Genomic DNA, 22,696 nt, shown 5'->3' with positions numbered 1-22,696 from the left:
CTATTAATATTTGTTGATTCTAAATACAATTTTCTAAATAAACGGCGTGTACAGTCATTCCATGTATTTTCATGATAGAATGCTGCTTAAAATTTTTTTCACCGCACTTTTTAAGTATGTCGTTACAATTCAATATAATCGCCTTATTGCTGGTGATTTTAATTATTCTCGGGCTACTCAGTCATAACAGCGCAATTACCATTTCAGCAGCCATATTACTTATCATGCAGCAAACTTTTTTATCTTCACACATTCCTTTGCTCGAAAAATATGGCGTTAAAATTGGTATCATTATTTTAACCATTGGGGTTTTAAGCCCCTTAGTTTCAGGAAAAATTCAGTTGCCTGATTTATCAGGTTTTCTTAGTTGGAAAATGGCACTTTCCATTTCCGTTGGTGTGCTTGTGGCATGGCTTGCAGGCAAGGGCGTTCCTTTAATGGGCGAACAACCAATTTTAGTCACTGGCTTGCTTATCGGCACAATTATTGGTGTAGCATTTTTAGGTGGAATTCCCGTTGGCCCACTTATTGCTGCAGGTATATTAGCTTTACTTTTAGGGAAAATTTAAATGAAAAACAAATACCTTACTCTTGCTGCTTTAAGCGGATTCTTCTGTGTCGCATTAGGCGCATTTGCGGCTCATGGCTTAAGCCATATATTAGAGGCTAAAGCATTATCATGGATTGATACGGGTTTAAAATATCAAATGTTCCATACGATTGCAGTACTTGCCGTTGCATTATCTACTTTAAGTAACAACAAATTCGCCCGATTATCCATGTCTTCTTGGTTAATTGGAACCTTATTATTTAGTGGAAGTTTATACGCACTCGCTTTTGGAGCAAGCAATGTAATAGTGTGGATTACGCCTATTGGCGGCACTTTATTTTTAATCGGATGGATTAGCTTAGCTTACGGAAGTTTCAAAAGTAAATCGCTATGAAAAACAGATCGGTAAAACACGCATTAACTCCTTTACAACAATCTCTTTTTTCTCAATTAAATGACATCATGCTGGTGGATCAACGTCGTTTATCCGCCCGCATTCATGGTATTGGAAAAATTAAAAGCCAAGAGGCTCAACAAGCTGTTGCCGCAGAAATCCAGCTGCAGATTGAACAGGCTCAATTACGAGTAGAAAATCGTAAAAGTGCGGTTAAAAATCCGATTGTTTTTCCAGAAAGCCTGCCCGTTAGCCAACGCAAAGCAGAAATTCAAAAACTGCTTTCTGAACATCAGATCATTGTGGTGGCAGGGGAAACCGGTTCAGGTAAAACCACCCAATTGCCAAAAATGTGTTTGGAATTAGGTTTCGGCAATTTAGGCATGATTGGTCATACTCAACCACGCCGTATAGCCGCGCGTTCAGTGGCTGCACGTATTGCGGAAGAACTGGAAACAGAACTTGGCGGTTTAGTTGGTTATAAGGTTCGTTTTAACGATCAAATCAGTGATGATACGCAAATCAAGTTGATGACTGACGGGATCCTGTTAGCAGAAATTCAAAACGATCGTTTTCTCAACCAATATTCTTGTTTGATTATCGATGAAGCCCACGAACGAAGCCTGAACAACGATTTTATTCTCGGTTATCTGAAACAGCTTTTGCCACGTCGTCGTGATTTAAAACTCATCATCACATCCGCAACCATTGATGTAGAACGCTTTTCCAAACATTTCAATAATGCACCAATCATTGAAGTCTCGGGCAGAACCTATCCTGTTGAAGTGCGTTATCGTCCCGTAGTGGAAGAAGACGATCAAGATCAGCTACAAGGCATTCTCAACGCAGTGGATGAACTGCAAGCTGAAGGTCGAGGCGATATTTTGATCTTTATGAACGGTGAGCGAGAAATTCGTGATACCGCCGAAGCTTTACAAAAACAAAATCTAAAACGCACGGAAATTCTACCGCTCTTTGCACGCTTGTCTGCGCAAGAGCAAAATAAAATCTTCCATCCGAGCGGATTAAATCGCATCGTGTTGGCGACCAACGTCGCGGAAACTTCATTGACCGTGCCAGGCATTAAATATGTGATTGACCCAGGTACTGCGCGAATTTCCCGTTATAGCTATCGCACCAAAGTACAACGTTTACCGATTGAACCCATTTCACAGGCATCTGCTAATCAGCGTAAAGGTCGTTGTGGTCGTGTGAGTGAAGGGATTTGTATTCGTTTATATTCGGAAGAGGATTTTAATTCTCGTCCGGAGTTTACCGATCCAGAAATTCTCCGCACTAATTTAGCCTCCGTTATTTTGCAAATGACAGCATTGGGCTTGGATGATATTGAAGCGTTCCCATTTGTTGATGCACCAGATAAACGCCATATTCAAGATGGTATAAAACTGTTGGAAGAATTGGGCGCGTTTGAAATGGTTCGCACTAAAGCGGGCGAGAAACGTCAATTAACAGTCACAGGCCGTCAATTAGCTCAACTCCCAGTGGATCCTCGTTTGGCGAAGATGTTGCTGAGTGCTGTCTCACAAGGTGCGTTGCATGAAGTGATGATTATTGTTGCCGCGTTATCCATTCAAGATCCGCGCGAGCGTCCACAAGAAAAACAACAAGCGTCAGATGAAAAACATCGTCGTTTTGCCGATAAAAAATCAGATTTCTTGGCTTTCCTCAATCTTTGGCGTTATCTACAAGAACAACAAAAAGAATTGAGTAAAAACCAATTCCGTCGCCAATGTCAAAAGGATTTCTTAAATTATTTACGTATTCGTGAATGGCAAGATATTTATCATCAAATTCGTTTAACCGTGCGTGAAATGGGCTTGCCGATTAATTCCGAAAAAGCAGAATATCAGCAAATTCATACCGCACTTTTAAGCGGTTTACTTTCTCATATCGGTTTAAAAGAAGCGGAGAAACAACAATATCTTGGCGCACGTAATGCCCATTTTGCAATTTTCCCCAATTCTGTGCTTTTCAAAAAACAGCCGAAATGGGTGATGGCGGCAGAGTTAGTGGAAACCTCCAAGCTTTGGGGGCGTATGGTGGCGGAAATCGAGCCAGAATGGATTGAGCCACTTGCCGATCATCTAATTAAAAAATCCTATTCCGAACCGCGTTGGTCGAAATCCCGTGGCGCCGTGATTGCCGATGAAAAAGTCACGCTTTACGGTGTGCCGATTGTGGCTGCGCGACCAGTGAATTACGGCTCTATCGATCCAACCGTAAGCCGCGAGATCTTTATTCAATCAGCCTTAGTGGAAGGGGATTGGAATACCAAACATAAATTCTTCAAAGAAAATCAACGACTCGTTCGAGAAGTGGAAGAGTTGGAACACAAAAGCCGCCGACGCGATATTTTGGTGGACGACCGTACGCTTTTTGAATTTTACGATCAGCGTATTGGCACAGAAGTCGTCTCTCAAAAACATTTTGATACCTGGTGGAAAAAGGCGCAGCAAAAAGATCCTGAATTGCTTAATTTTGAACGCTCATTCTTGATTAATGATGATGCGGAACAAGTGAGCAAGCTGGATTTCCCGAATTTCTGGCATCAAGGAAATTTAAAGCTCAAACTGACCTATCAATTTGAACCAGGCACCGATGCAGATGGGGTGACCGTGCATATTCCGTTGCCATTGCTCAACCAAGTGGAAATGACAGGTTTTGACTGGCAAATTCCAGGCTTGCGTGAAGAATTGGTGATTGCGCTGATTAAATCTCTGCCGAAATCTTATCGTCGTAATTTTGTGCCTGCACCTAATTATGCCCAAGCATTTTTAAGCCGAGCCGTGCCGTTGGAAAAACCGTTATTAGATACGCTGATTTATGAATTGCGTCGTATGACGGGCGTTACCGTAGAAGCAGAACATTGGAATTGGGAACAAATTCCAAGCCATTTGAAAATGACGTTCCGCGTGGTGGATGAAAATGGCAAGAAAATTGCCGAATCCATGAATTTGGATGAGCTGAAATTTAGCTTAAAAGATCGTGTGCAAGAAAGTATTTCTGCTGTGGCAGATGATGGCATTGAGCAAAGCGGGCTACATATTTGGAGCTTTGCAGATTTACCACAATGTTACGAACAAAAACAACGTGGTTTTAGCGTCAAAGCGTTCCCAGCCATTGTAGATGAAAAAGATGCGGTTGGTATCAAACTGTTTGAAACAGAGTTTGAGCAAGCGGTGGAGATGCAGCAAGGTTTGCGCCGCTTATTGTTGCTCAATGTACCGTCACCGATTAAATATCTGCATGAAAAATTGCCGAATAAGGCTAAATTGGGGCTGTATTTTACCCCGTTCGGTCGTGTGTTGGATTTGATCGATGACTGCATCGCTTGTGCCGTGGATAAACTGATTGCCGATTTTGGCGGTTTTGTGTGGGATGAAGCTGGCTTTGAAAAATTGCGAGATTTCGTTCGAGAGAACCTTAACGAAGTGACCGTGGATATTGCGCAGAAAGTGGAGCAAATCCTATCCCTTAACCATGCCTTAAACCAACGTTTAAAAGGCAAAATGGATTTCACTATGGCCTTCGCATTATCCGACATCAAATCACAACTTGCAGGTTTGGTATATCAAGGTTTTGTGCAAAAGAGCGGTTATGATCGCCTACCAGATTTACAACGTTATCTGCAAGCCGTTGATAAACGTATTGATAAGTTGGCTCAAGATGTAAACCGTGATCGTGCAGCGATGCTACGCGTGGAACAAGTACAACAGGCTTACCAACAATTGCTCGCTAAACTGCCGAAATCTAAACCAATTTCTGATGAAATTGCGGAAATTCGCTATATGATTGAGGAATTGCGTGTGAGTTTATTTGCGCAGCAGTTGGGCACGAAGTATCAGGTATCTGATAAGCGGGTTTTGAATATAATAAATGGCTTATAGTCTAGAAATATAATTAATGAAAAAATGGGGTATGCATGAAAGATTTTTGGAATAAAATTCCTAATTGGATTAAGGTTATCTTATCATCTTTAATTTCTATTTTTATTATTTTAAATTTTAAAAAACTCTCTTTATTATTTAGTGATGAGTCTAATAATGAAATAATTAAACAAGGAGGGTTTTGGACTTTATTCTCATTAATTGTTTCATCCCCAATAGCTTTTGTGATTTGGAGTTTTAGAGATCAAAATGCTACAGATCAAATTAATAATTCTCGCAAAGATACCAATCTTAAAGAGTATCATAAGATTGTAGAGTGGATTACTAATAAGGATAGCTCTGATGAACTAAAGATTTCAGCTATATATTATTTAAGAAGATTTTATGAAGATAAATCTCTAGGTTTTCAACAGGCAGCTTTACATCTTTTATTGTCTACTTGGGAATCTATGCAAAAAAATGAACTAGAAAAATTAGAGAAAGTTAATGATAAAGCGGAAGCTAAATCTATAATTAATTCTTTAAGAGAAAATGGTAATAGCCCGTTAGGTATTGCAATAACTAAAGTTTTATTAAGCAATGAGGGAAAATGTATACTGGCTTATCCTGAAGTATTTTCTATTATTTGTCTTGCTGGCATGAATTTTTATTTGCCTGGTTTATCAAATGATATTGTAAATAATCTTTTTAATAACAAAAAAATAAAATATTCAGGAATTCAATTACAGGGGTGTCAATTTAGGTGCATTAATTTAGAAAATCTTGACTTTTCTAATTCTAATTTTCAGGGAACAGAATTAGGGAAGAGATATGACAGTTCTGAAGTCAGTGTTTGGAATAATATTAATTTTTGTAAATGCAACTTTAGCTATTCAACATTTAATGAAATTGAGCTTAAAAACTGTGATTTTTCAGATGGTAACTTTAAGAATGTAACGTTCTATAAATGTGATATTGATGATTCAACAAGGTTTTATCGTGTAAATTTATTTGGTTCTTCACTGATATTAACCCCCTTACCTAAAAATGATAAATTTCTAGCAAGTGTAGTTGGTGAGGAAGATCTGTCAAATTGGGAATATGAAGCTAACAGAACATACACTATAGAAGAGGTTAATAAGCGCCGTATAATAGTTTATGATAAATAAAAAATAGTATTACAAGTTATGTAAATTAAAACTATTAGGAAAGAAGATGCTTATACTATTTTTTTGTCATTTTTAGTATATATGATAGGGCAAGAGGCCTGAATAATGACTAGATATAGAGATTACTGATTTATAGTGATCTATTTAAAAATAGTATAGGTACATATGTTTGCGATATAGGTCCAAGTTAACAATGAATTATCGTTCTGTTATCAAGATTTTTGGATTTTTTTCTCAAGTTTTCAACTTCAAAAACAGGTTCAAAATCTACCGCACTTTTGCTTATCGAAACTCCACATAAATCTTCTTACCCAATCCTTCTGCGATACGTTATAGAAAAATTACGAGTCAGTTTATTTGCTCAACAGCTAGGAACAAAATATCAAATATCGGATAAAAGAATAGTAAATATTATTAGTCAATATTAATGATAATAATACTCAAAATTAAGGCGGTATAAACCGCCTTAATTTATTCCAAATAATGCATACCTCTTTGTAAGTATTTTAAGAAATAATGTTGATCAATCTCACATTTTTTAATTCTGCGAGTAGAAAAACTTTTTTCTTTTGGTATCTTACGCGCGAATGAATCTATATCCACATATTCTTTGTGGGATTAAGAATAATTCTCAACTTTCTATTTAACCTAACTTTTTTTATTACAACAAATGGAGTGATTATCGTGAACGCATTCAAAAAAAGCCTCATTGTGGCAGCGTCTTTCGCGAGTTTAAGCTTATTTAACTCAGCGGTAGCTGATATGGTTTATAAGCCATTAGAACAACCTGTTGAACCAGTAAAACCAGATTTGAAAATTGAATCTGTAAATGAAAAATTTGCAGAAAAATATCCAAATCAATATAACAGCTGGCGTTCAACTGCAAACGGCAACGGCGAAAAAATTATTTATGCCGATGAAGAAAACCCACGCCTAATTGTACTTTGGGGCGGTTATGCGTTTGCAAAAGAATATAACGCACCACGTGGTCACTTTTATGCGGTAACGGATGTACGTAATATTCTACGTACTGGTGCACCAAAAACTGCAAATGATGGTCCACAACCAATGGCATGTTGGACATGTAAAGGCCCAGATGTTCCACGTTTAATCGCGGAATGGGGTGAAAAAGATTATTTCAATGCGAAATGGGCAAAAGGCGGTCCAGAAATCGTGAACTCAATCGGCTGTGCTGACTGTCACGATACGACCTCTAAAGATTTTGCAGAAGGCAAACCTGCATTACGTATTGCTCGTCCACATGTGCTACGTGCATTAGATCACTTAAATAATGCAGTTCAAGTTAAAGCAAAAGCTGAAGGCAAAACCACACCTAACTTAAGTTTTAACACAGCAGAACGTACCGAAAAACGTGCAGAAATTTGTGCAAACTGCCATGTAGAATACTACTTCGCAGGCGACATTAAACAAGTGACTTTCCCTTGGGATAATGGTCAAACTGTGGATGATATTGAAAAATATTATGATGATATTGGTTTCTCTGATTGGACTCATAGCCTTTCTAAAGCGCCAATGTTAAAAGCTCAACACCCTGACTTTGAAATTTGGTCTTTAGGTATGCACGGTAAAAACGGTGTAACTTGTGTAGACTGCCACATGCCAAAAGTACAAGGTAAAGACGGTAAAGTTTATACTGATCACCAAATTCAAAATCCATTCGATGCATTTGACCGCACTTGTGCAAACTGTCACGATCAAAGCAAAGAAAAATTACGCGATATCGTCACTTCACGTAAAAAAGAAGTGAAAGATGTAATGGGTCGTTTAGAAGAGCAAGTTGTTAAAGCTCACTTTGAAGCGAAAGCGGCTTGGGATGCAGGTGCAACTAAAGAAGAAATGGAAGCGGCATTAATGGATATTCGTCATGCTCAATGGCGTTGGGATTATGCTGCAGCAAGCCACGGTGGCCATATGCACGCACCTGAAGTCATGCTTCGTGTATTAGGTTCTGGCTTAGATAAAGCAGCGGATGCTCGTACTAAACTTGCAGCAATCTTAACTAAACACGGTGTGAAAACTCCAGTTCAAATCCCAGATATTTCAACAGCTGATAAAGCATGGAAAGTAATGGGTATTGATATTGAAAAAGAACGCAAAGCTAAAGAAGAATTCTTAAAAACTGTGGTACCACAATGGGAACAACAAGCTAAAGAAAAAGGCTTATTAGTTGATCCACCAGCACAAAAATAAATGAAAAATCCACCGCACTTTTAAGTGCAAACTGCAAAGTGCGGTGATTTTCAAGGTCAAATTTGAGGTAACCCAAATGAATTTAACTTCTTTAATCAACAAATCTGCAAAAGCGTTAGCGTTAAGTGCGGCATTTGTAGCGGCGCCATTTTTGGCTCATGCCGATGATGCACAAAAACCAGCGAATCATTTTACTTATGAACCGCAATTAGATAACCAACGCGATCCAAATCAATATTGTGCTAAATGCCATAAATTCGACAAAGTAGATAAAAACCAAACTGTAGATCAGTCTGGTGGCGAACTCCACTTTGGTAAATTCCATGGTGCACATTTAGATAAGAAAAATCCAAATAATGGTAAAGCAATTACTTGTGTAAGCTGTCACGGTAACATTTCTGAAAATCACCGTCGTGGTGCTAAAGATGTTATGCGTTTTGAAGGGGATATTTTCGGTAATAAAAAACCGATGTATTCAGTTCAAGAACAAAACCAAGTTTGTTTTGCTTGTCACCAACCTGACAAACTTCGTGAAAAACTATGGGCACATGATGTACACGCAATGAAATTGCCTTGTGCAAGTTGCCATACGCTTCACCCTAAAGAAGACGCAATGAAAGGTATTCAACCAAAACAACGCGTTAAACTTTGCGTAGATTGCCATGGTGAACAACAAAAACGTAAAGCTGAACAAGATAAACTAACCGAACAAAAGGATAAACAATGACAGCCTGCTCACGCCGAAACTTTGTTTCTGGCATGGGGGCTGTGATCCTTATGACGGGAACATCTTTACCTTCTTTTGCGAAAGAAGATAAGGCGGATAAACCTAAACGTTATGCAATGATACACGATGAAAACTCGTGTATCGGCTGTACAGCCTGTATGGATGCATGCCGTGATGTAAACCAAGTGCCAGAAGGCGTTTCTCGCTTGGAAATCTTGCGCAGTGAGCCTTACGGTGAATTTCCAAATCAGGAATATGAGTTCTTCCGTCAATCTTGCCAACATTGTACAAACGCACCTTGCGTAGCAGTTTGTCCAACTGGTGCATCTTTTATTGATAAAGAGACCGGCATTGTAGATGTACATAAAGATTTATGCGTAGGCTGCCAATACTGTATAGCAGTTTGCCCATATCGTGTACGTTTTATTCATCCAGTACATCGTACCGCAGATAAATGTAACTTCTGCCGTGATACAAATTTAGCCAATGGTAAACAACCTGCTTGTGTGGAAGCTTGTCCAACCAAAGCATTAACCTTTGGCGATATGAATGATCCAATGAGTGCAGTTTCACGTAAAGCGAAAGAAAAACCGGTTTATCGCACTAAAGTGGAACTTGGTACACAACCAAACTTGTACCACATTCCATTTCAACATGGGGAGCCTAGAAGATGACGTTAGATTATCCAGTTCCATTTCATACGCCTAATCTAGTGTGGGATTCTACCATTGCGATCTACTTGTTCTTATTGGGGATCTCATCTGGTGCGGTACAGTTAGCAATTGCGTATAAACGCAGTAATAAAATAGAAAATCCAAGCCAAAACTGGATTATTCGATCTGGGGTAATTTTAGGGTCAGTACCAACATTAATTGGTTTAACGCTATTAATTTTCCACTTGGCTCGACCTTGGACATTCTGGAAATTGATGTTTAACTATCAATTTAACTCCGTAATGTCGATGGGGGTCATGCTATTCCAAATCTATATGTTGTTTTTAGTAGTTTGGGGAGTGGTGATTTTCAAAAAAGAAATCGAAGCATTAATTAATCGCTTTATGCCAAAACTGCAATTTGTGATGAAACTCATCGGTATTGCAGAACGTATTGCAAGTCCAGTCGAAGTTATTCTTTTCGTATTGGCTGCAGTGCTTGGTGCATACACAGGGTTCTTACTTTCTGCGTTGATCAGCTATCCAATGTTGAATAACCCAGTATTACCAGCATTATTCTTAGCTTCTGGTACATCATCTGGTATTGCTGCAACCTTCTTAATTATCTTGATTGCAGGAAAATTAAAAGGTGATTCTCACGAATCGCACTTCATCCACAAATTTGAAGTGCCAATTATGGTGACAGAGCTTGGTTTGCTTGTGTGTTTCTTCGTTGGCTTACATTTTGGTGGCGGCCAAAAAACAGTTGCGTTACATAATGCATTATCTGGTTTCTGGGGTGCGGTATTCTGGATTGGGGTATTCTTTATTGGTATCTTGATCCCATTAATCGCCAATATGTTTGTTAATGACCGTTTAAAATACAACCGTAACTTTATTATCTTGGTGTCAATTTTTGACTTAATTGGGGTATTCTGTTTACGTTTCTTTGTTTTATATGCGGGACAATTGACAGTAGCATAAATCAGAATTATGTGTATAAGAAAGGCGTATTAATAAATACGCCTTTTTTCTTGTTTAAATAAGGGGCTGATGTAGATTAGCAAGTGCACTAGTCTATAAAATGAAGATAACTCATTGTAAATTAAAGAAATCTATACAAAATAAGCTACTTGAATTTTTTGTATTAAAAGTTACAGCCCGAGCAACGGCTTATTTACTAGGTCTCCACGCCAATTCAGCGATTTTGTTTTTCCAAAAAATTCCTAAAGTCATTAGCTATCATTTAGCCATTGAAGCCGATGAGGTTTTTAATGTAAGCAAATTTCACCACGAACGAATCAATCATTCCGAACTATTTGCGGTGAAACAAAACCACATAAATGGAATAGAAAATTTCTGGAGTCAGGCGAAGAAAATACTCCGAAAATATAATGAAATTGACCGAAAAAACTTTCTTTATTCTTGAAGGAATGTAAATTTCGGTTTAACTTTATAGCACCAAAAGACAAAGAAAGAGCGGAATCTTTAGAGCTGCTACAACAAGCAGGTTTAAAATCTACCGTGATAGAAGAGCCTATTTTTGATCGAAAAATTTTACGCACTTCATTTAGCGAGGGCGGCTCTTGCTTTGAGGTAAAAGCCAATAAATCAGCAGATGAAATCGCCGTTGTATTACAGAAAATTTTAGGGGTATAGTATGAAAAAAATGAGTAGAGCAAGCCAAGCAATGAGCTTTATTGCAGGGGCAACAAATGGAGAGATTGCGGACAAACAAACAGAAAAAGCGAAAAAATATAATTCAGTAGGGAGTTCAACCGTAAACTTTTCGGACGCTCAAGGGAAGCTAATTAAAAAGCTATTAGAAATCACAAAAATTTCAACAACGATGACGCTTTTTAGTGCAGCAGCTCAATATATGAAAGAGGGTATTGATAATCTTGATTATATGGACTATCTCCCTTTTTTGATTGGCGATAAAAGTAATTATCGTTTTACTATGAATAAAAATAGCACTTATCTCTATTTTCGTGAAAAATATGAAGAATATAAAGATAATTGGGTTAATCTTCGATTAAGAGGCGTTATCACACTTGCATTATTGCATTATGCAAAATGTAAGCTCAATCTAGATTTAGATGAGCTTTTAAAAGGATTAAACGATGAGTAGAGAGCTTCTCACTATTTCAATAAGAATGCTTAAACCTCGTAATGATATTGAGCATTCTTTAAGTTATGAGAATGAGCCTGTTATTTATACTATGCCGACGATATGGGCAGCAATGACATTAGAGGTTTATGAAACTCGATATAAGCAATCTGATGTAGGTTTAACAGGCTATGAATGGCGACTTATTGAGGTTGAAAAAACATCAACAGGAACGGCTAAAAAGGTCGTTAAATTTGATAGTTATGAGGGCTGTTACTCAAATGCAGCGATTGCATTAAGAGACGCTCTACTATTTTGTTCTATCAATGATTTGTAGTAGTAATTTATCTAAATCTAGCTTGAATTTCGATGTTGCTTTTGCTAGAATTTCCAAAAAGAAAACGAGGTTTTCTTTCTTGTGGTGCTTCGCTGCCTTAATGCGAACCTTAAAAGTGGTGCTTCGCTGCCTTAATGCGAACCTTAAAAGTGGTGCTTCGCTGCCTTAATGCGAACCTTAAAAGAATAGCAAAAGAGAGCATAATGCTCTCTTTTGTTGTATATGGAGAACGGAAAAAGTGAAAAATAAAGATTTAGATCTATATCATATAAACGGTGATTACGTTAAATATTTAAAGTCTTTTGATAAAAATGTTCAAAATAATTATGATAATAATAAGAACAAAAAGCCTTATGTTGGTGTAGTTTTAAATATAAATGGAAAAAATTATTTTGCTCCGCTGACTTCTCCAAAAGATAAGCATTTAAAGTTAAGGGATTCTGATCCTACAACATTTAAAATAAAACATAATGGAAAGTTTATAGGGTCTGTGTTACTTAATAATATGATTCCCATTAATAGGGAGTATGTATCTAGAGTAGATATAAATTCAGTTCAAGATAAAGTATATAAAAATTTACTAAGAAAAGATTATCAGGTTATAACTAATAACGAGGATTATATTGAGAATAAAGCAAAAGTTCTTTATAAGAATGTAATTGAACAGAATAACCCTTACTTTTCTAAGGTATCTTGTAATTTTAAAAAATTAGAAGCAGCTTGTGATAATTATGCAGAATTTAAAAAAAATTATGAAAAACAGTATAAAGTTGAATTTTCCTTTAATAAAGAGCAAACTGAAAAATTAGGTCAAAAATCTTATGATGTTTTAGTAAATGGAGTAAGAGCTGACGAACTACTAAAGAAAGATAGCCAGCTTTCAAATGCTCTTGAGGGGCTGGCAACGCATAAGGATATGCAGCAAAAAAGCATAACTGCAGAAGCCTTGAAATCTGGAATAATTCAGCCGTTAATGCTGAATAATGAATTTAAGGTAAATAGACCTGAAGCAAGAACAATTAACGCCACAGGCTCCAAAATTTAGCCTAAAAAGCAAGAGCTTCAGGCTCAAAAGGCTAAGAGCTTTTCTCTATAAATGGAAATCCCCAAAGGGCAAAAACTAGCGTAGTCTGTTTTTGTTCTTTGGGGATTCAGCAACGACCGCAGGGAGGCGGTAGCTATTTTATTTTCTTTTTGTATCGGCTTATCGTTGCTCTCGACACTTCATATTTTTTTGATAATTCATTTATTGATAATTTCTTTTTTATATCTTTTACAAGTCTTTCTTCTATCTTTTCTGATAACTTTTTAGGTCGTCCGCCGATTGCTTTTAAATCTCCTGATTCTACTTTTGCCAGCTTTCCGCCTTGTGTTCTTTCTACAATAAAATTACGCTCTAATTCGGCGAATAACCCCAATAGATGAATCATAGCCATAGCCATCGGATCCTTGCGTTCCGTGCTGTCTATTGATTGATTTAATGCAATGAAGCCGATTTTATTTTCCAATAAAAAATCTAGCATTTTTAAGCATTGGCTTAGGCTACGCCCTAGCCTATCAAGTTTTGTGACAACAAGCGTATCGCCCTCTCGAATATAATTAAGCAGCTCATTGAGCTGCTCTTCGTTTTTTTCGGCTTTGCCTGAATGCTTACCTGAAAAGATTTTTTACAGCCAAATTTCTCAAGTTCGGATATTTTCTCATTTAAGTCTTGCTTTAATGTGCTAACTCTTGCGTATCCTATTTTAACCATTTTTTTTATGTTTTTTTACATTTAAAATAAATTTGTAAAATTCACCGTGAGTAATGTTTTGAGTGCTTGTTCTACCCAAAGATAATTTAGCTTCTTCCCCCCATTTTCTCAATATTTCTCTATTCTTTTCATTCTTTATCCAGCCATATTGAGACAAGATATAATCCATTTCGTGATCTTGAGAGAAATTGATGGATTCCCAATCTGATTTTCCAACCATAGTTCCTCCTGTTATTTTTGGTTGCATATAATTATCATCGTGAATAAACTCAACTTTCGATGCTTCAAAAGTTAAAACTTTTGTGCTATCTATAATATGCCTTTTCAAAACTTATGCAATATAGTTTTGTGCTAGCCAATAAATTTATTTGGGGCTGACGTAGATTATCAAGTGCACTAGTCTATAAAATGAAGATAACTCATTGTAAATTAAATAAATCTATACAAAATAAGCTACTTGAATTTTTTGTATTAGAAGTCACAGCCCGAGCAACGGCTTATTTACTTGGTATCCACGCCAATTCAGCGATTTTGTTTTTCCGAAAAATTCCTAAAGTCATTAGCTATCATTTAGCCATTGAAGCCGATGAGGTTTTTAATGTAAGCAAATTTCACCACGAACGAATCAATCATTCCGAACTATTTGCGGTGAAACAAAACCACATAAATGGAATAGAAAATTTCTGGAGTCAGGCGAAGAAAATACTCCGAAAATATAATGAAATTGACCGAAAAAACTTTCTTTATTCTTGAAGGAATGTAAATTTCGGTTTAACTTTATAGCACCAAAAGAACAGCTTAAAATATTGCGAAAATAGTTCGGTATTTAGCGGTAATCTACGTCAGCCCCATTTCTTTTTATCAATATTTATTACTTTAATTTTCAAATCCTATTTCTTTGAATAACTCTCATTAGAAATAATCGGTAATGATTTCTGGAAAATACTGTGTTAACTAAAAGAATTATTTCGGAGAGATCTAATATCTACATGACATGAAAAATCCATAGAATCTCTCTTGATATTCCTTTCGTAATGGTGTTAAATCACTCACATATTGTGAGGTTATATCTTATTTAAATTATGTGTCAATTACTCGGAATGAATTGTAATACGCCAACGGATATTGTCTTTTCTTTTGAAGGTTTTCGTCGTCGTGCTGGTTTAACTGATTGTCATTCAGATGGCTTTGGAATCGCTTTTTTTGAAGGGCGTGGAGTACGTATTTTTCGCGACAATCAAGCTGCTAGCCTTTCCCCTATCGCTGATTGTGTGAAGCAATATAAAATCAAGTCTTTGAATGTTATTGCACATATTCGTAAGGCGACTCAGGGTGAAGTGAATATTGAAAATACTCATCCGTTTATTCGTGAAATTTGGGGGCAAAACTGGGTTTTTGCGCATAATGGTAATTTGAAAAACCTACCAGATATGACAGAACATTTTTTGCAGCCAATAGGTTCTACAGATTCTGAAGCTGCTTTTTGTTATATGGCGGAATATCTCAAAAATACTTTTCGTAAAAAACCGAGTGAAATGGAAATTTTTGAGGCTATTCAAAAAGTAACAAAAGAGCTTGCTCAACACGGCACATTTAATTTTATTCTTTCTAATGGCGAATGGATGATAGCTCATTGCTCAACGAATTTACATTATGTCATGCGACAAGCTCCTTTTGGTAAAGCACACAGAATTGATGATGATGGTGTCATTGATTTTAGTGATTATGCAAAGGAAGGCGATAAAGTGAATATCATTACGACCTTTCCATTAACCAAAGATGAAAATTGGACAAAAATGGAAAATGGTGGATTTGTATTTTTTAAGAACGGGGACAAAATTGCTGAAGTGGTAGGTACTCCGAAAGAATCGATTGATGATGGTACCTTAGGTAATCGAGTAGCGTAATTAAATCTAGCCAAAGAAAAGTGCGGTTAAACTCAAAGAGAATTAACCGCACTTTTTTATTGAAGCGTAAAACTAATTGGCACATTTAACCCTGAAGGGAATCCTGAAGGTCTTGCACCGACCGGTCTTGCGCTGTTAACTGCTTCTAATGCTGCATTATCTAGGCTTTCATCACCTGATGATTGAGTAACGCGAGCACCACTTAGTGAGCCATCAGGGCCTACATTGAAGGATACGCTGACTTTACCTTGCTTACGCATCATTTTTGCGCGAGTAGGATAACGTTTATGACGTTCAATTTCACGACGAATTGCGGAGCGATAGGCTGCCATTTCGCTCGTGTCTGTTCCACTACCCGCTACTTGTGCATTGCTATTGGTGGCGCCAGTTGTGGTCGCTTTAGCATTCACGTTTGCACTTGAATCAATATTTTTATCACCTTTTGGTAGATCTTTATTGATTGGTTTTTCTTGTGGTTTAACGTCTTTTTTCGGTTTATCCTTTGGCTTTTCTTTAGGTTTTTCTTTTGGTTTTGGCTTTTCTTTTTCTGGTTCTTTGATTTTTTGTGGTTCAGGTTTCACTGTTGGATCTTCCACAACCTCTTGTTTTTCTGGTTCTGGCTCTTTTTGTACATTTTCTGGCTCAGGAGCAGGTTCTTCCATCACCATGCCTTGCACCATTTCCATGGAAATACTTGTGGATATTTCGCCTGGTGCGCTATTGGCGCTATCACTTGGCTTATTCCAACTCCATAAGATTAACCCTACAACAATGCTGTGCACGATCAAAGAAATAAGCAAACCTAATAGCGAACGTTTTGTTTGCTGCATAATTATTCCTTAAGGCGTCGTTGGCACAGATTGAGTGGGTGCAGATTCTTGAGGATTTTTACCCGCACTTTTACCCTTATCTTTCATAGAAACAATAGCTACATTTTTGATCTCATTTTTAGAGAGCATATCTGTAATGGTAACAAAATCTTGGAAAGAGGCTTCAGCATCAATTTTTAATGTGACTTTTTGATCTTTGTTCCATTGGGCAATTTCTGCTTCTAGGGCTTCTTGCGTAATAGGTCTATCATTGAAATAGAGTTGTTTATCCGCTGTCACAGTCAATAATTTAGCAAGCTCATCAGCTTTAAATGCAACGGCTGTACTGGCTTTAGGTACGTTAACTTGAATTTTACCTTGAGAGATAAAAGACGCAGTGATAAGTACTACAGCAAGTAACACCAACATAATATCAATGAAAGGGATAATGTTGATTTCATCGAATTTTTTCACGGACTATTCCTTATCTTTTTGTTCGTTTAACACTTTCCATTTCAAACGATTAACTTCAACTTTACGACCTAAACCGTTATAAAACACCATCGATGGAATAGCCACAAGAATACCCAATGCTGTCGCTTTTAATGCTAAAGATAAGTGCATCATAATCACGCCAGTGTCAATTTCGCCACCGCCATGACCGATTTGATAGAACGTTAATAAAATCCCGATAACTGTACCAAGCAAACCAACATATGGTGCATTTGCGCCAATGGTGGAGATTACGGTCATATTGCGATTTAAATCGATATCTAATGCGTGAATGGTAGAGTAATGTGCGACGTTTACCTTTCTTAAGAAAAGATAACGTTCAATTACCATGGCTAGCATAATAATGCTCATCAGTAATAATAAACCGATGATAAAGTAGTCACTGTACTGTTGTAAAAAATCAAAAAGCTGCATCATTTTTTTCTGTCCTTATTATTTGAGAAATATCTTGGGAATATAATTGAGAATGAATTTCAATCAAGGATAAATTCTAGCAAAGGCGGAATAACGCGTAAATATTGAACTGAAAAAATAATGAATTTTTACCGCACTTTATATAGAAAAGTGCGGTAATTTTTGATGGGTTATAGGGATCGAAGATAATCAACGATAATTTGATGATGTTCTGTTGTTTTGAATTTATCAAATACGTGAATAATTTTTCCGTTTTCATCAATTAAAAAACTAATTCGGTGAATACCATCGTAAGTTTTACCCATGAATTTTTTCTCCCCCCATACACCAAATTGTTCTGCAATTTTGTGATCAGGATCGGAAAGTAGTGTGAAATTAAGGGCTTTTTTCTCAATAAATTGAGCTAATTTTTTCGGTGTATCGGGGCTAATGCCAAGTACAACTAAACCTAATTCATCTAATTCTGATTTACTATCACGCAATCCGCATGCTTGTGTTGTACAGCCAGGCGTGAGTGCCTTCGGGTAAAAATAGACTAACACTTTTTTACCGCGAAAATCATTTAAAGAAACGGGTTGTTCTTGCTGATTTAATAACGTAAAAATTGGTGCTTGGCTACCAACGGATAATGGATTCATAAAAAGCTCCTTTGATGAAAAAATATTTGCAAATTCAAGTCATTTTAGCGACTATAACGAGCTATACCAAATAATAAAATTAAAAAACCAACGGAGGTTCTATGTCAGCACAAAATCATTTATTTTCAGGTAGTATTGTTGCACTTGTTACGCCAATGAATAATTACGGCGAAGTAGATTTCGCTTGTTTAGAAAAATTGGTGGAATATCACGTTCAGGCAGGCTCTAATGCGCTTGTTTCTGTGGGAACAACAGGTGAATCAGCAACATTAAGTATTGAAGAAAATGTAAAGGTTATTGAGAAGACGGTTGAATTTGCCAAGGGGCGTATTCCTGTGATTGCTGGTGCAGGTGCAAATGCGACAAGCGAAGCAATTACAATGACAAAATTATTACGCGATAGCGGCGTTGCAGGTTGTCTATCTGTTGTACCTTACTACAACAAACCAACCCAAGAAGGAATCTTCCAGCATTTTAAAGCCATTGCTGAATGTACAGATTTACCGCAAATTCTTTATAACGTACCAGGTCGTACCGGTAGCGATATGAAGCCAGAAACTGTTGCTCGTTTAGCAAAAATCAACAACATTGTTGGTATTAAAGAAGCAACTGGAGATATTAGTCGTGTCACCAAAATTAAAGAACTCGCAGGCAAGGATTTCATCGTTTTAAGTGGTGATGATGCAACGAGTTTGGATGCGATGAAACTCGGTGCAGAAGGCGTGATTTCTGTAACGAATAACTTAGCACCAAAAGATATGGCTGATATGTGTCGCTATGCTCTTACGGGAGATTTTGCTAAAGCCGAAGAAATTAATGCTCGCTTAATGCGTTTACACCATGATCTCTTTATTGAATCAAACCCAATTCCTGTGAAATGGGCGGCTTATCGTTTAGGTTTAATTAAGTCAGCACATCTACGCTTACCATTGACGGTGTTAAGCGAAGAGGTTCAACCAAAAGTGGAAGAAGCACTAAAAATCGCAGGATTATTATAAAAATCAGGGGTAAGTCATTACCCCTAAACTTTTTGCATTATAGGCTGTCGAAGTGCGGTCAAGATTCATAAAGTTTTCAATTTAGTTAAGGTTCAAATATGAAAAAAATAATGTTGAGTTTAGCAGCGGTTATCGTATTGGCTGGCTGTTCGTCTGATCCTGAAGCATTAAAGACTGCTAATGATTCTTTCCAAAAATCAGAGGCTTCTATCCCTGGATTTTCACCGTTGGCGAGCGGGGGCGTAATGCTACCAAAAGCAGACGATACTTATGCGTTGCCTAATATTGCTGTGAAAAAGGGAGAAAATATTGATATTCGTCCTCCATCAACACCGTTAGCGATTATTGAAAATTCATTAACACAATTCGATGGTGAACGAGCATTAATCGTGTATCCAGAACAGCAAGCAAGTGTGTATAACCTCCAACAAGTTGAACGCTTATTAAAAGAAGACGGTATTTCATCAACGACGAATGGTGCGATTTTAACGACGGACTGGTCGCCAACAGGAAGAATTGGTGATAAATCGGGCACTGAGATTAAATATCAAGTAGAACAAGTTATGGCTCAAGATGCGAGTGCACTAGCAGTATCTGTTTTACAAATGCGTCGTGATGGCGTGATTTTCACTCCAAGTGTATCCGATAAGCAACGTTATACGTCTGAACGCTTAAACCGCATTGTGTCTGCATTAACTTCTGCTTACAACAAACAGCAACAAGATTTATCTAGTGCTTCTGTGGGAGCGGTAGCTTCGCAAATTATTCAGGATTTGAATGGTCAAACTGCATTAGCGATGAATGTTAATTTTGGTCAAGCATGGGAAAAATTAGGTGGAGCTTTACCTAAAGTGGGTTTTGCGATCAAATCTGAAACTGCAGGTAAAGGTTATCGTGAATTAAAATATTCAGCATTAAAAAAAGAAGATTGGTTGCGCATGGGAACTGAGCTTCCAGAACTTGAAAACGGTACTTACCAAATGCAAATATCTGATCATGGTAGACAAAGCTCCGTTGTCATTTCGGATGAAAAAGGCAAGGCATTGTCTGGCGATTCAGCCGAGAGAATTTACCAAGCAATTAGTAACTTGATTGCAAGATAAATAAAAGCTCAGCATTAGCTGAGCTTTTTCTTTAGAATAATCCCAATTTTTTCATTTGTTCAATGATGGGTTCGACTTGAATCTCTGCCATCAAATTTTTCCCTTTTAGTTTGGTTGCCCAAGGTAGTTCAGAAGACGGTTTGCCAAATTCTTTTTGGGCATTTTCTTCATATACTGATACCACGTTATCTAAATTATTATAAGGTGCAGTCCGCAAAGGATTGTGATAGGCATATAAGCCAATAACAGGTGTTCCTTGTGTTGTCGCAATATGGGCAGGGCCAGAATCTGGCGAAAGCACCAAATCAACCTTAGAAATTAAAGCGGTAAGCTGTTTTAGGTTTGTTTTTCCTGCAATATTGGTTGGCGTGAAATGGCAAAGTGCGGTAATTTTTTCGACTATTTCTAATTCACGTTTGGCTGGCGAACTGCAGAAAATTACATTGACATTATTCTGATGGGCAATATTGGCAACCTCTGCATAACGTTCGATTAGCCAATCTTTTTCTGCTTTACTAGAACAAGGGGAAATTAATAAATTTTTACGAGAGAAATCAATAAATTGATCGGCAAATTTATAATCATCTTGTGAGATAGCTAATTCCCATTTCGGTTCTGCTTTCGGTACGCCAATATATTCAGCGAAAGCCATAAATCCATCTAATACATGAGGCGATGAGGGATCGGTGATACGACGATTTACAAATAGCCATTGTCCTTCGCGAGAACGTTTTTCTCCAAATCCAATTTTGAATTTTGCTTTAATCCCTAAAGAAAGGATTGATGCACGAAATGCTGTTTGCATATTTAATAGCGCATCAAAATGTTTATTTTTTAGTTGTTTCCAGAGTGATAAAACGCCTTTCCATCCCGCCTTTTTATCGTAAGGAATGAGTGTGATATTAGGAATGCCCGAAAGCAAACCCATTTCGGTTTTACCTACAATCCACGTAATTTCTGTTTGGGGATAACATGCCTGAATGTGCTGAATTACAGCTAAGGCATGACAGACATCGCCTACAGCTGACAATCGGAGAATACAAAGGGATTTTGGAGCTTCGGTAAAAAGTGGCATTGACATTCCTTTCTCATTTAACTTGCGCCTATTTTAAAGTAGAATGAGTGCATTTTCTATTCATAACAATATTTCCATGCACCAATTCCAACAAGATAACCAATATTTTATCTTTAATTTTGACCGCACTTTTGAGCAAGCAACCGAGTTTTTCCAAGCAGAATTTTGGCAAAAACAAGAGCGAGTGATAGGAAGTGCAAAAGGTCGAGGCGCCACTTATTTCTTGCAAACGGAAGATTGGTTTGGCGTAAATTGTGCGTTGCGTCATTATTATCGCGGTGGGCTTTGGGGTAAACTGAACAGAGATCGTTATCGTTTTTCTGATCTTGAAACTGCCCGTAGTTTTTCTGAGTTTCATTTGTTGCAACGTTTGTATGAAGCGGGTTTACCTGTGCCTAAACCGATTGCCGCACGTATTCAAAAAGGCAAGTTAGGTATTTGCTATCAAGCGGATATTTTGACGGAAAAAATCGAAAATGCGCAGGATTTAACCGCCCGTTTACAAACACAAACATTGCCAAGAGAAACTTGGATGCAAATTGGTCGTTTGATTCGAAAACTACATGATTTACAGATTTGCCATACAGACTTGAATGCACACAATATTTTGCTTCAACAAACTGAACAAGGGCAAAAATGTTGGTTGATTGACTTTGATAAGTGCGGTGAAAAATCTGGAGATTTTTGGAAAGTGCAAAATCTGAACCGTTTAAAACGTTCCTTCGAAAAAGAAGTTGGACGAATGAATATTCAATTTACTGAGCAAAACTGGGCTGATTTAACAACAGCTTATCATCAATAAAAGGACTGATTATGAAACAAAAAATCGTACTTGCTACAGGCAATAAAGGCAAAGTGAAAGAAATGGCTGATGTCCTATCTGATTTTGGTTTTGAAGTGATTGCGCAAACAGATTTAGGCATTGAAAGCCCAGAAGAAACAGGCTTAACTTTTGTTGAGAATGCGTTATTAAAAGCGCGCTATGCATCAGAGAAATCAGGTTTACCTGCTATTGCGGATGATTCAGGCTTGGTGGTTTCCGCACTTAATGGCGCACCTGGTCTATATTCTGCACGTTATGCTGGTGAAGAGGGCAATGATGCTAAAAACCGTGAGAAATTATTGGCAGAGCTTGCTCATGTTGCACAAGATAAACGCCAAGCCAAATTTGTGAGTTGTATCGTGTTTTTACAGCATCCAACAGATCCATCCCCAATTATTGCCGAAGGCGAGTGTAATGGTACGATTGGTTTTGAAGAAAAAGGTGAAAATGGTTTTGGTTATGACAGTTTATTCTTTAGCCCAGAACAAGGTTGCACATTTGCTGAATTAGAAACAGCTGAGAAGAAAAAAATTTCTCATCGAGCAAGAGCATTGAAAGTATTAAAAAGTAAGTTATAAGCTTAGTTGAAAGTATGATGATAAAAGGCACGCATATTTTTATATGTG

22 protein-coding genes and 4 pseudogenes are annotated in these 22,696 nt (G+C 37.4%); 19 read left to right on the top strand and 7 right to left on the bottom strand.

Features of this window, described 5'->3' with window-relative positions:
* The first annotated feature begins 116 nt into the window (after positions 1–116).
* From DV415_RS01565 to DV415_RS01505, 13 genes and pseudogenes are all read left to right on the top strand, one after another.
* Positions 117–569 carry a DUF441 domain-containing protein gene (locus DV415_RS01565; protein ID WP_118790565.1) on the top strand — a complete coding sequence of 151 codons (453 nt, stop codon included), beginning with the start codon at positions 117–119 and terminating at the stop codon, positions 567–569.
* A complete protein-coding gene (locus tag DV415_RS01560; protein WP_118790564.1) occupies positions 570–944 on the top strand; it encodes a DUF423 domain-containing protein in 375 nt (124 codons plus the stop codon).
* Positions 941–4,852 (top strand): ATP-dependent RNA helicase HrpA, encoded by a 3,912-nt coding sequence (gene hrpA / locus DV415_RS01555; RefSeq protein WP_118790563.1) that lies wholly within the window; start codon positions 941–943, stop codon positions 4,850–4,852. Before DV415_RS01560 ends, hrpA begins: the two co-directional genes overlap by 4 nt.
* Before the next feature lie 35 nt (positions 4,853–4,887).
* Positions 4,888–6,000 carry a pentapeptide repeat-containing protein gene (locus DV415_RS01550; RefSeq protein ID WP_118794386.1) on the top strand — a complete coding sequence of 371 codons (1,113 nt, stop codon included), beginning with the start codon at positions 4,888–4,890 and terminating at the stop codon, positions 5,998–6,000.
* A 320-nt stretch (positions 6,001–6,320) separates the two neighbouring features.
* Positions 6,321–6,428, top strand: a pseudogene (locus tag DV415_RS10460) (DUF3418 domain-containing protein); the annotation flags it as partial.
* 256 nt (positions 6,429–6,684) lie between these two features.
* The gene (nrfA, locus tag DV415_RS01540; RefSeq protein WP_118788733.1) at positions 6,685–8,211 is read left to right on the top strand and encodes an ammonia-forming nitrite reductase cytochrome c552 subunit; all 1,527 of its coding nucleotides are present in this window, start codon (positions 6,685–6,687) and stop codon (positions 8,209–8,211) included.
* Between the two features lie 76 nt (positions 8,212–8,287).
* Entirely contained in the window at positions 8,288–8,938 is a 651-nt protein-coding gene (gene nrfB, locus DV415_RS01535) for a cytochrome c nitrite reductase pentaheme subunit (protein ID WP_105893758.1), read from the top strand.
* Positions 8,935–9,612 carry a cytochrome c nitrite reductase Fe-S protein gene (gene nrfC, locus DV415_RS01530; protein WP_105893759.1) on the top strand — a complete coding sequence of 226 codons (678 nt, stop codon included), beginning with the start codon at positions 8,935–8,937 and terminating at the stop codon, positions 9,610–9,612. Before nrfB ends, nrfC begins: the two co-directional genes overlap by 4 nt.
* A complete protein-coding gene (nrfD, locus tag DV415_RS01525) occupies positions 9,609–10,574 on the top strand; it encodes a cytochrome c nitrite reductase subunit NrfD (RefSeq protein WP_105893760.1) in 966 nt (321 codons plus the stop codon). Before nrfC ends, nrfD begins: the two co-directional genes overlap by 4 nt.
* Positions 10,575–10,674: 100 nt before the next feature.
* Positions 10,675–11,063: pseudogene (locus DV415_RS01520) on the top strand (transposase); the annotation flags it as partial.
* Between the two features lie 187 nt (positions 11,064–11,250).
* Positions 11,251–11,721 (top strand): hypothetical protein, encoded by a 471-nt coding sequence (locus DV415_RS10300; RefSeq protein ID WP_005638146.1) that lies wholly within the window; start codon positions 11,251–11,253, stop codon positions 11,719–11,721.
* A complete protein-coding gene (locus tag DV415_RS01510) occupies positions 11,714–12,037 on the top strand; it encodes a hypothetical protein (RefSeq protein ID WP_118790559.1) in 324 nt (107 codons plus the stop codon). The genes DV415_RS10300 and DV415_RS01510 overlap by 8 nt, the downstream gene beginning before the upstream one ends.
* A 238-nt stretch (positions 12,038–12,275) precedes the next feature.
* Positions 12,276–13,082, top strand: coding sequence for a type III toxin-antitoxin system ToxN/AbiQ family toxin (locus tag DV415_RS01505; RefSeq protein ID WP_118790558.1), 807 nt, complete (start codon positions 12,276–12,278; stop codon positions 13,080–13,082).
* A gap of 133 nt (positions 13,083–13,215) precedes the next feature.
* Here DV415_RS01505 and DV415_RS10400 read toward each other — a convergent pair.
* A pseudogene (locus tag DV415_RS10400) lies at positions 13,216–13,790 on the bottom strand (recombinase family protein).
* Positions 13,783–14,037 (bottom strand): hypothetical protein, encoded by a 255-nt coding sequence (locus DV415_RS01495; RefSeq protein ID WP_153063406.1) that lies wholly within the window; start codon positions 14,035–14,037, stop codon positions 13,783–13,785. Before DV415_RS01495 ends, DV415_RS10400 begins: the two are co-directional and overlap by 8 nt.
* 161 nt (positions 14,038–14,198) lie before the next feature.
* Between DV415_RS01495 and DV415_RS01490 the strand changes: the two are divergent.
* Positions 14,199–14,608: pseudogene (locus DV415_RS01490) on the top strand (transposase).
* Positions 14,609–14,872: 264 nt separating this feature from the next.
* Positions 14,873–15,697 carry a class II glutamine amidotransferase gene (locus DV415_RS01485; RefSeq protein WP_005632906.1) on the top strand — a complete coding sequence of 275 codons (825 nt, stop codon included), beginning with the start codon at positions 14,873–14,875 and terminating at the stop codon, positions 15,695–15,697.
* 56 nt (positions 15,698–15,753) lie between these two features.
* On the opposite strand, the gene DV415_RS01480 is transcribed toward DV415_RS01485, so the two are convergent.
* From DV415_RS01480 to bcp, 4 genes are all read right to left on the bottom strand, one after another.
* Positions 15,754–16,527: an energy transducer TonB gene (locus tag DV415_RS01480; RefSeq protein ID WP_114909532.1), complete on the bottom strand. Its 774-nt coding sequence runs from the start codon at positions 16,525–16,527 to the stop codon at positions 15,754–15,756.
* Positions 16,528–16,536: 9 nt separating this feature from the next.
* On the bottom strand, positions 16,537–16,980 hold the full coding sequence (exbD, locus tag DV415_RS01475) for a TonB system transport protein ExbD (protein WP_114909533.1): 444 nt from the start codon (positions 16,978–16,980) through the stop codon (positions 16,537–16,539).
* A gap of 3 nt (positions 16,981–16,983) precedes the next feature.
* On the bottom strand, positions 16,984–17,436 hold the full coding sequence (gene exbB / locus DV415_RS01470) for a TonB-system energizer ExbB (protein ID WP_005627854.1): 453 nt from the start codon (positions 17,434–17,436) through the stop codon (positions 16,984–16,986).
* 167 nt (positions 17,437–17,603) lie between these two features.
* A complete protein-coding gene (bcp, locus tag DV415_RS01465) occupies positions 17,604–18,071 on the bottom strand; it encodes a thioredoxin-dependent thiol peroxidase (RefSeq protein WP_005632902.1) in 468 nt (155 codons plus the stop codon).
* Positions 18,072–18,172: 101 nt separating this feature from the next.
* On the opposite strand from bcp, the gene dapA reads away from it, so the two are divergent.
* Positions 18,173–19,069: a 4-hydroxy-tetrahydrodipicolinate synthase gene (dapA, locus tag DV415_RS01460; protein ID WP_005632900.1), complete on the top strand. Its 897-nt coding sequence runs from the start codon at positions 18,173–18,175 to the stop codon at positions 19,067–19,069.
* A gap of 98 nt (positions 19,070–19,167) precedes the next feature.
* Entirely contained in the window at positions 19,168–20,172 is a 1,005-nt protein-coding gene (bamC, locus tag DV415_RS01455) for an outer membrane protein assembly factor BamC (protein ID WP_118790556.1), read from the top strand.
* 31 nt (positions 20,173–20,203) lie between these two features.
* Here the strand turns inward: bamC and DV415_RS01450 are convergent, their stop codons facing one another.
* Complete coding sequence (locus DV415_RS01450; RefSeq protein WP_118790555.1) at positions 20,204–21,247, bottom strand: glycosyltransferase family 9 protein; 1,044 nt, start codon at positions 21,245–21,247, stop codon at positions 20,204–20,206.
* Positions 21,248–21,323: 76 nt separating this feature from the next.
* Between DV415_RS01450 and DV415_RS01445 the strand changes: the two genes are divergently transcribed.
* Both DV415_RS01445 and rdgB read left to right on the top strand, forming a co-directional pair.
* Entirely contained in the window at positions 21,324–22,049 is a 726-nt protein-coding gene (locus DV415_RS01445) for a 3-deoxy-D-manno-octulosonic acid kinase (RefSeq protein ID WP_118790586.1), read from the top strand.
* Positions 22,050–22,060: 11 nt separating this feature from the next.
* Complete coding sequence (gene rdgB / locus DV415_RS01440; RefSeq protein WP_118790554.1) at positions 22,061–22,648, top strand: RdgB/HAM1 family non-canonical purine NTP pyrophosphatase; 588 nt, start codon at positions 22,061–22,063, stop codon at positions 22,646–22,648.
* Positions 22,649–22,696 lie beyond the last annotated feature (48 nt).

The organism is Haemophilus haemolyticus (assembly GCF_003490595.1).
Lineage (GTDB): Bacteria > Pseudomonadota > Gammaproteobacteria > Enterobacterales > Pasteurellaceae > Haemophilus > Haemophilus haemolyticus_L.
Note: the sequence above shows the minus strand (reverse complement) of the source record. Positions and strands in the feature narration are given on the sequence as shown.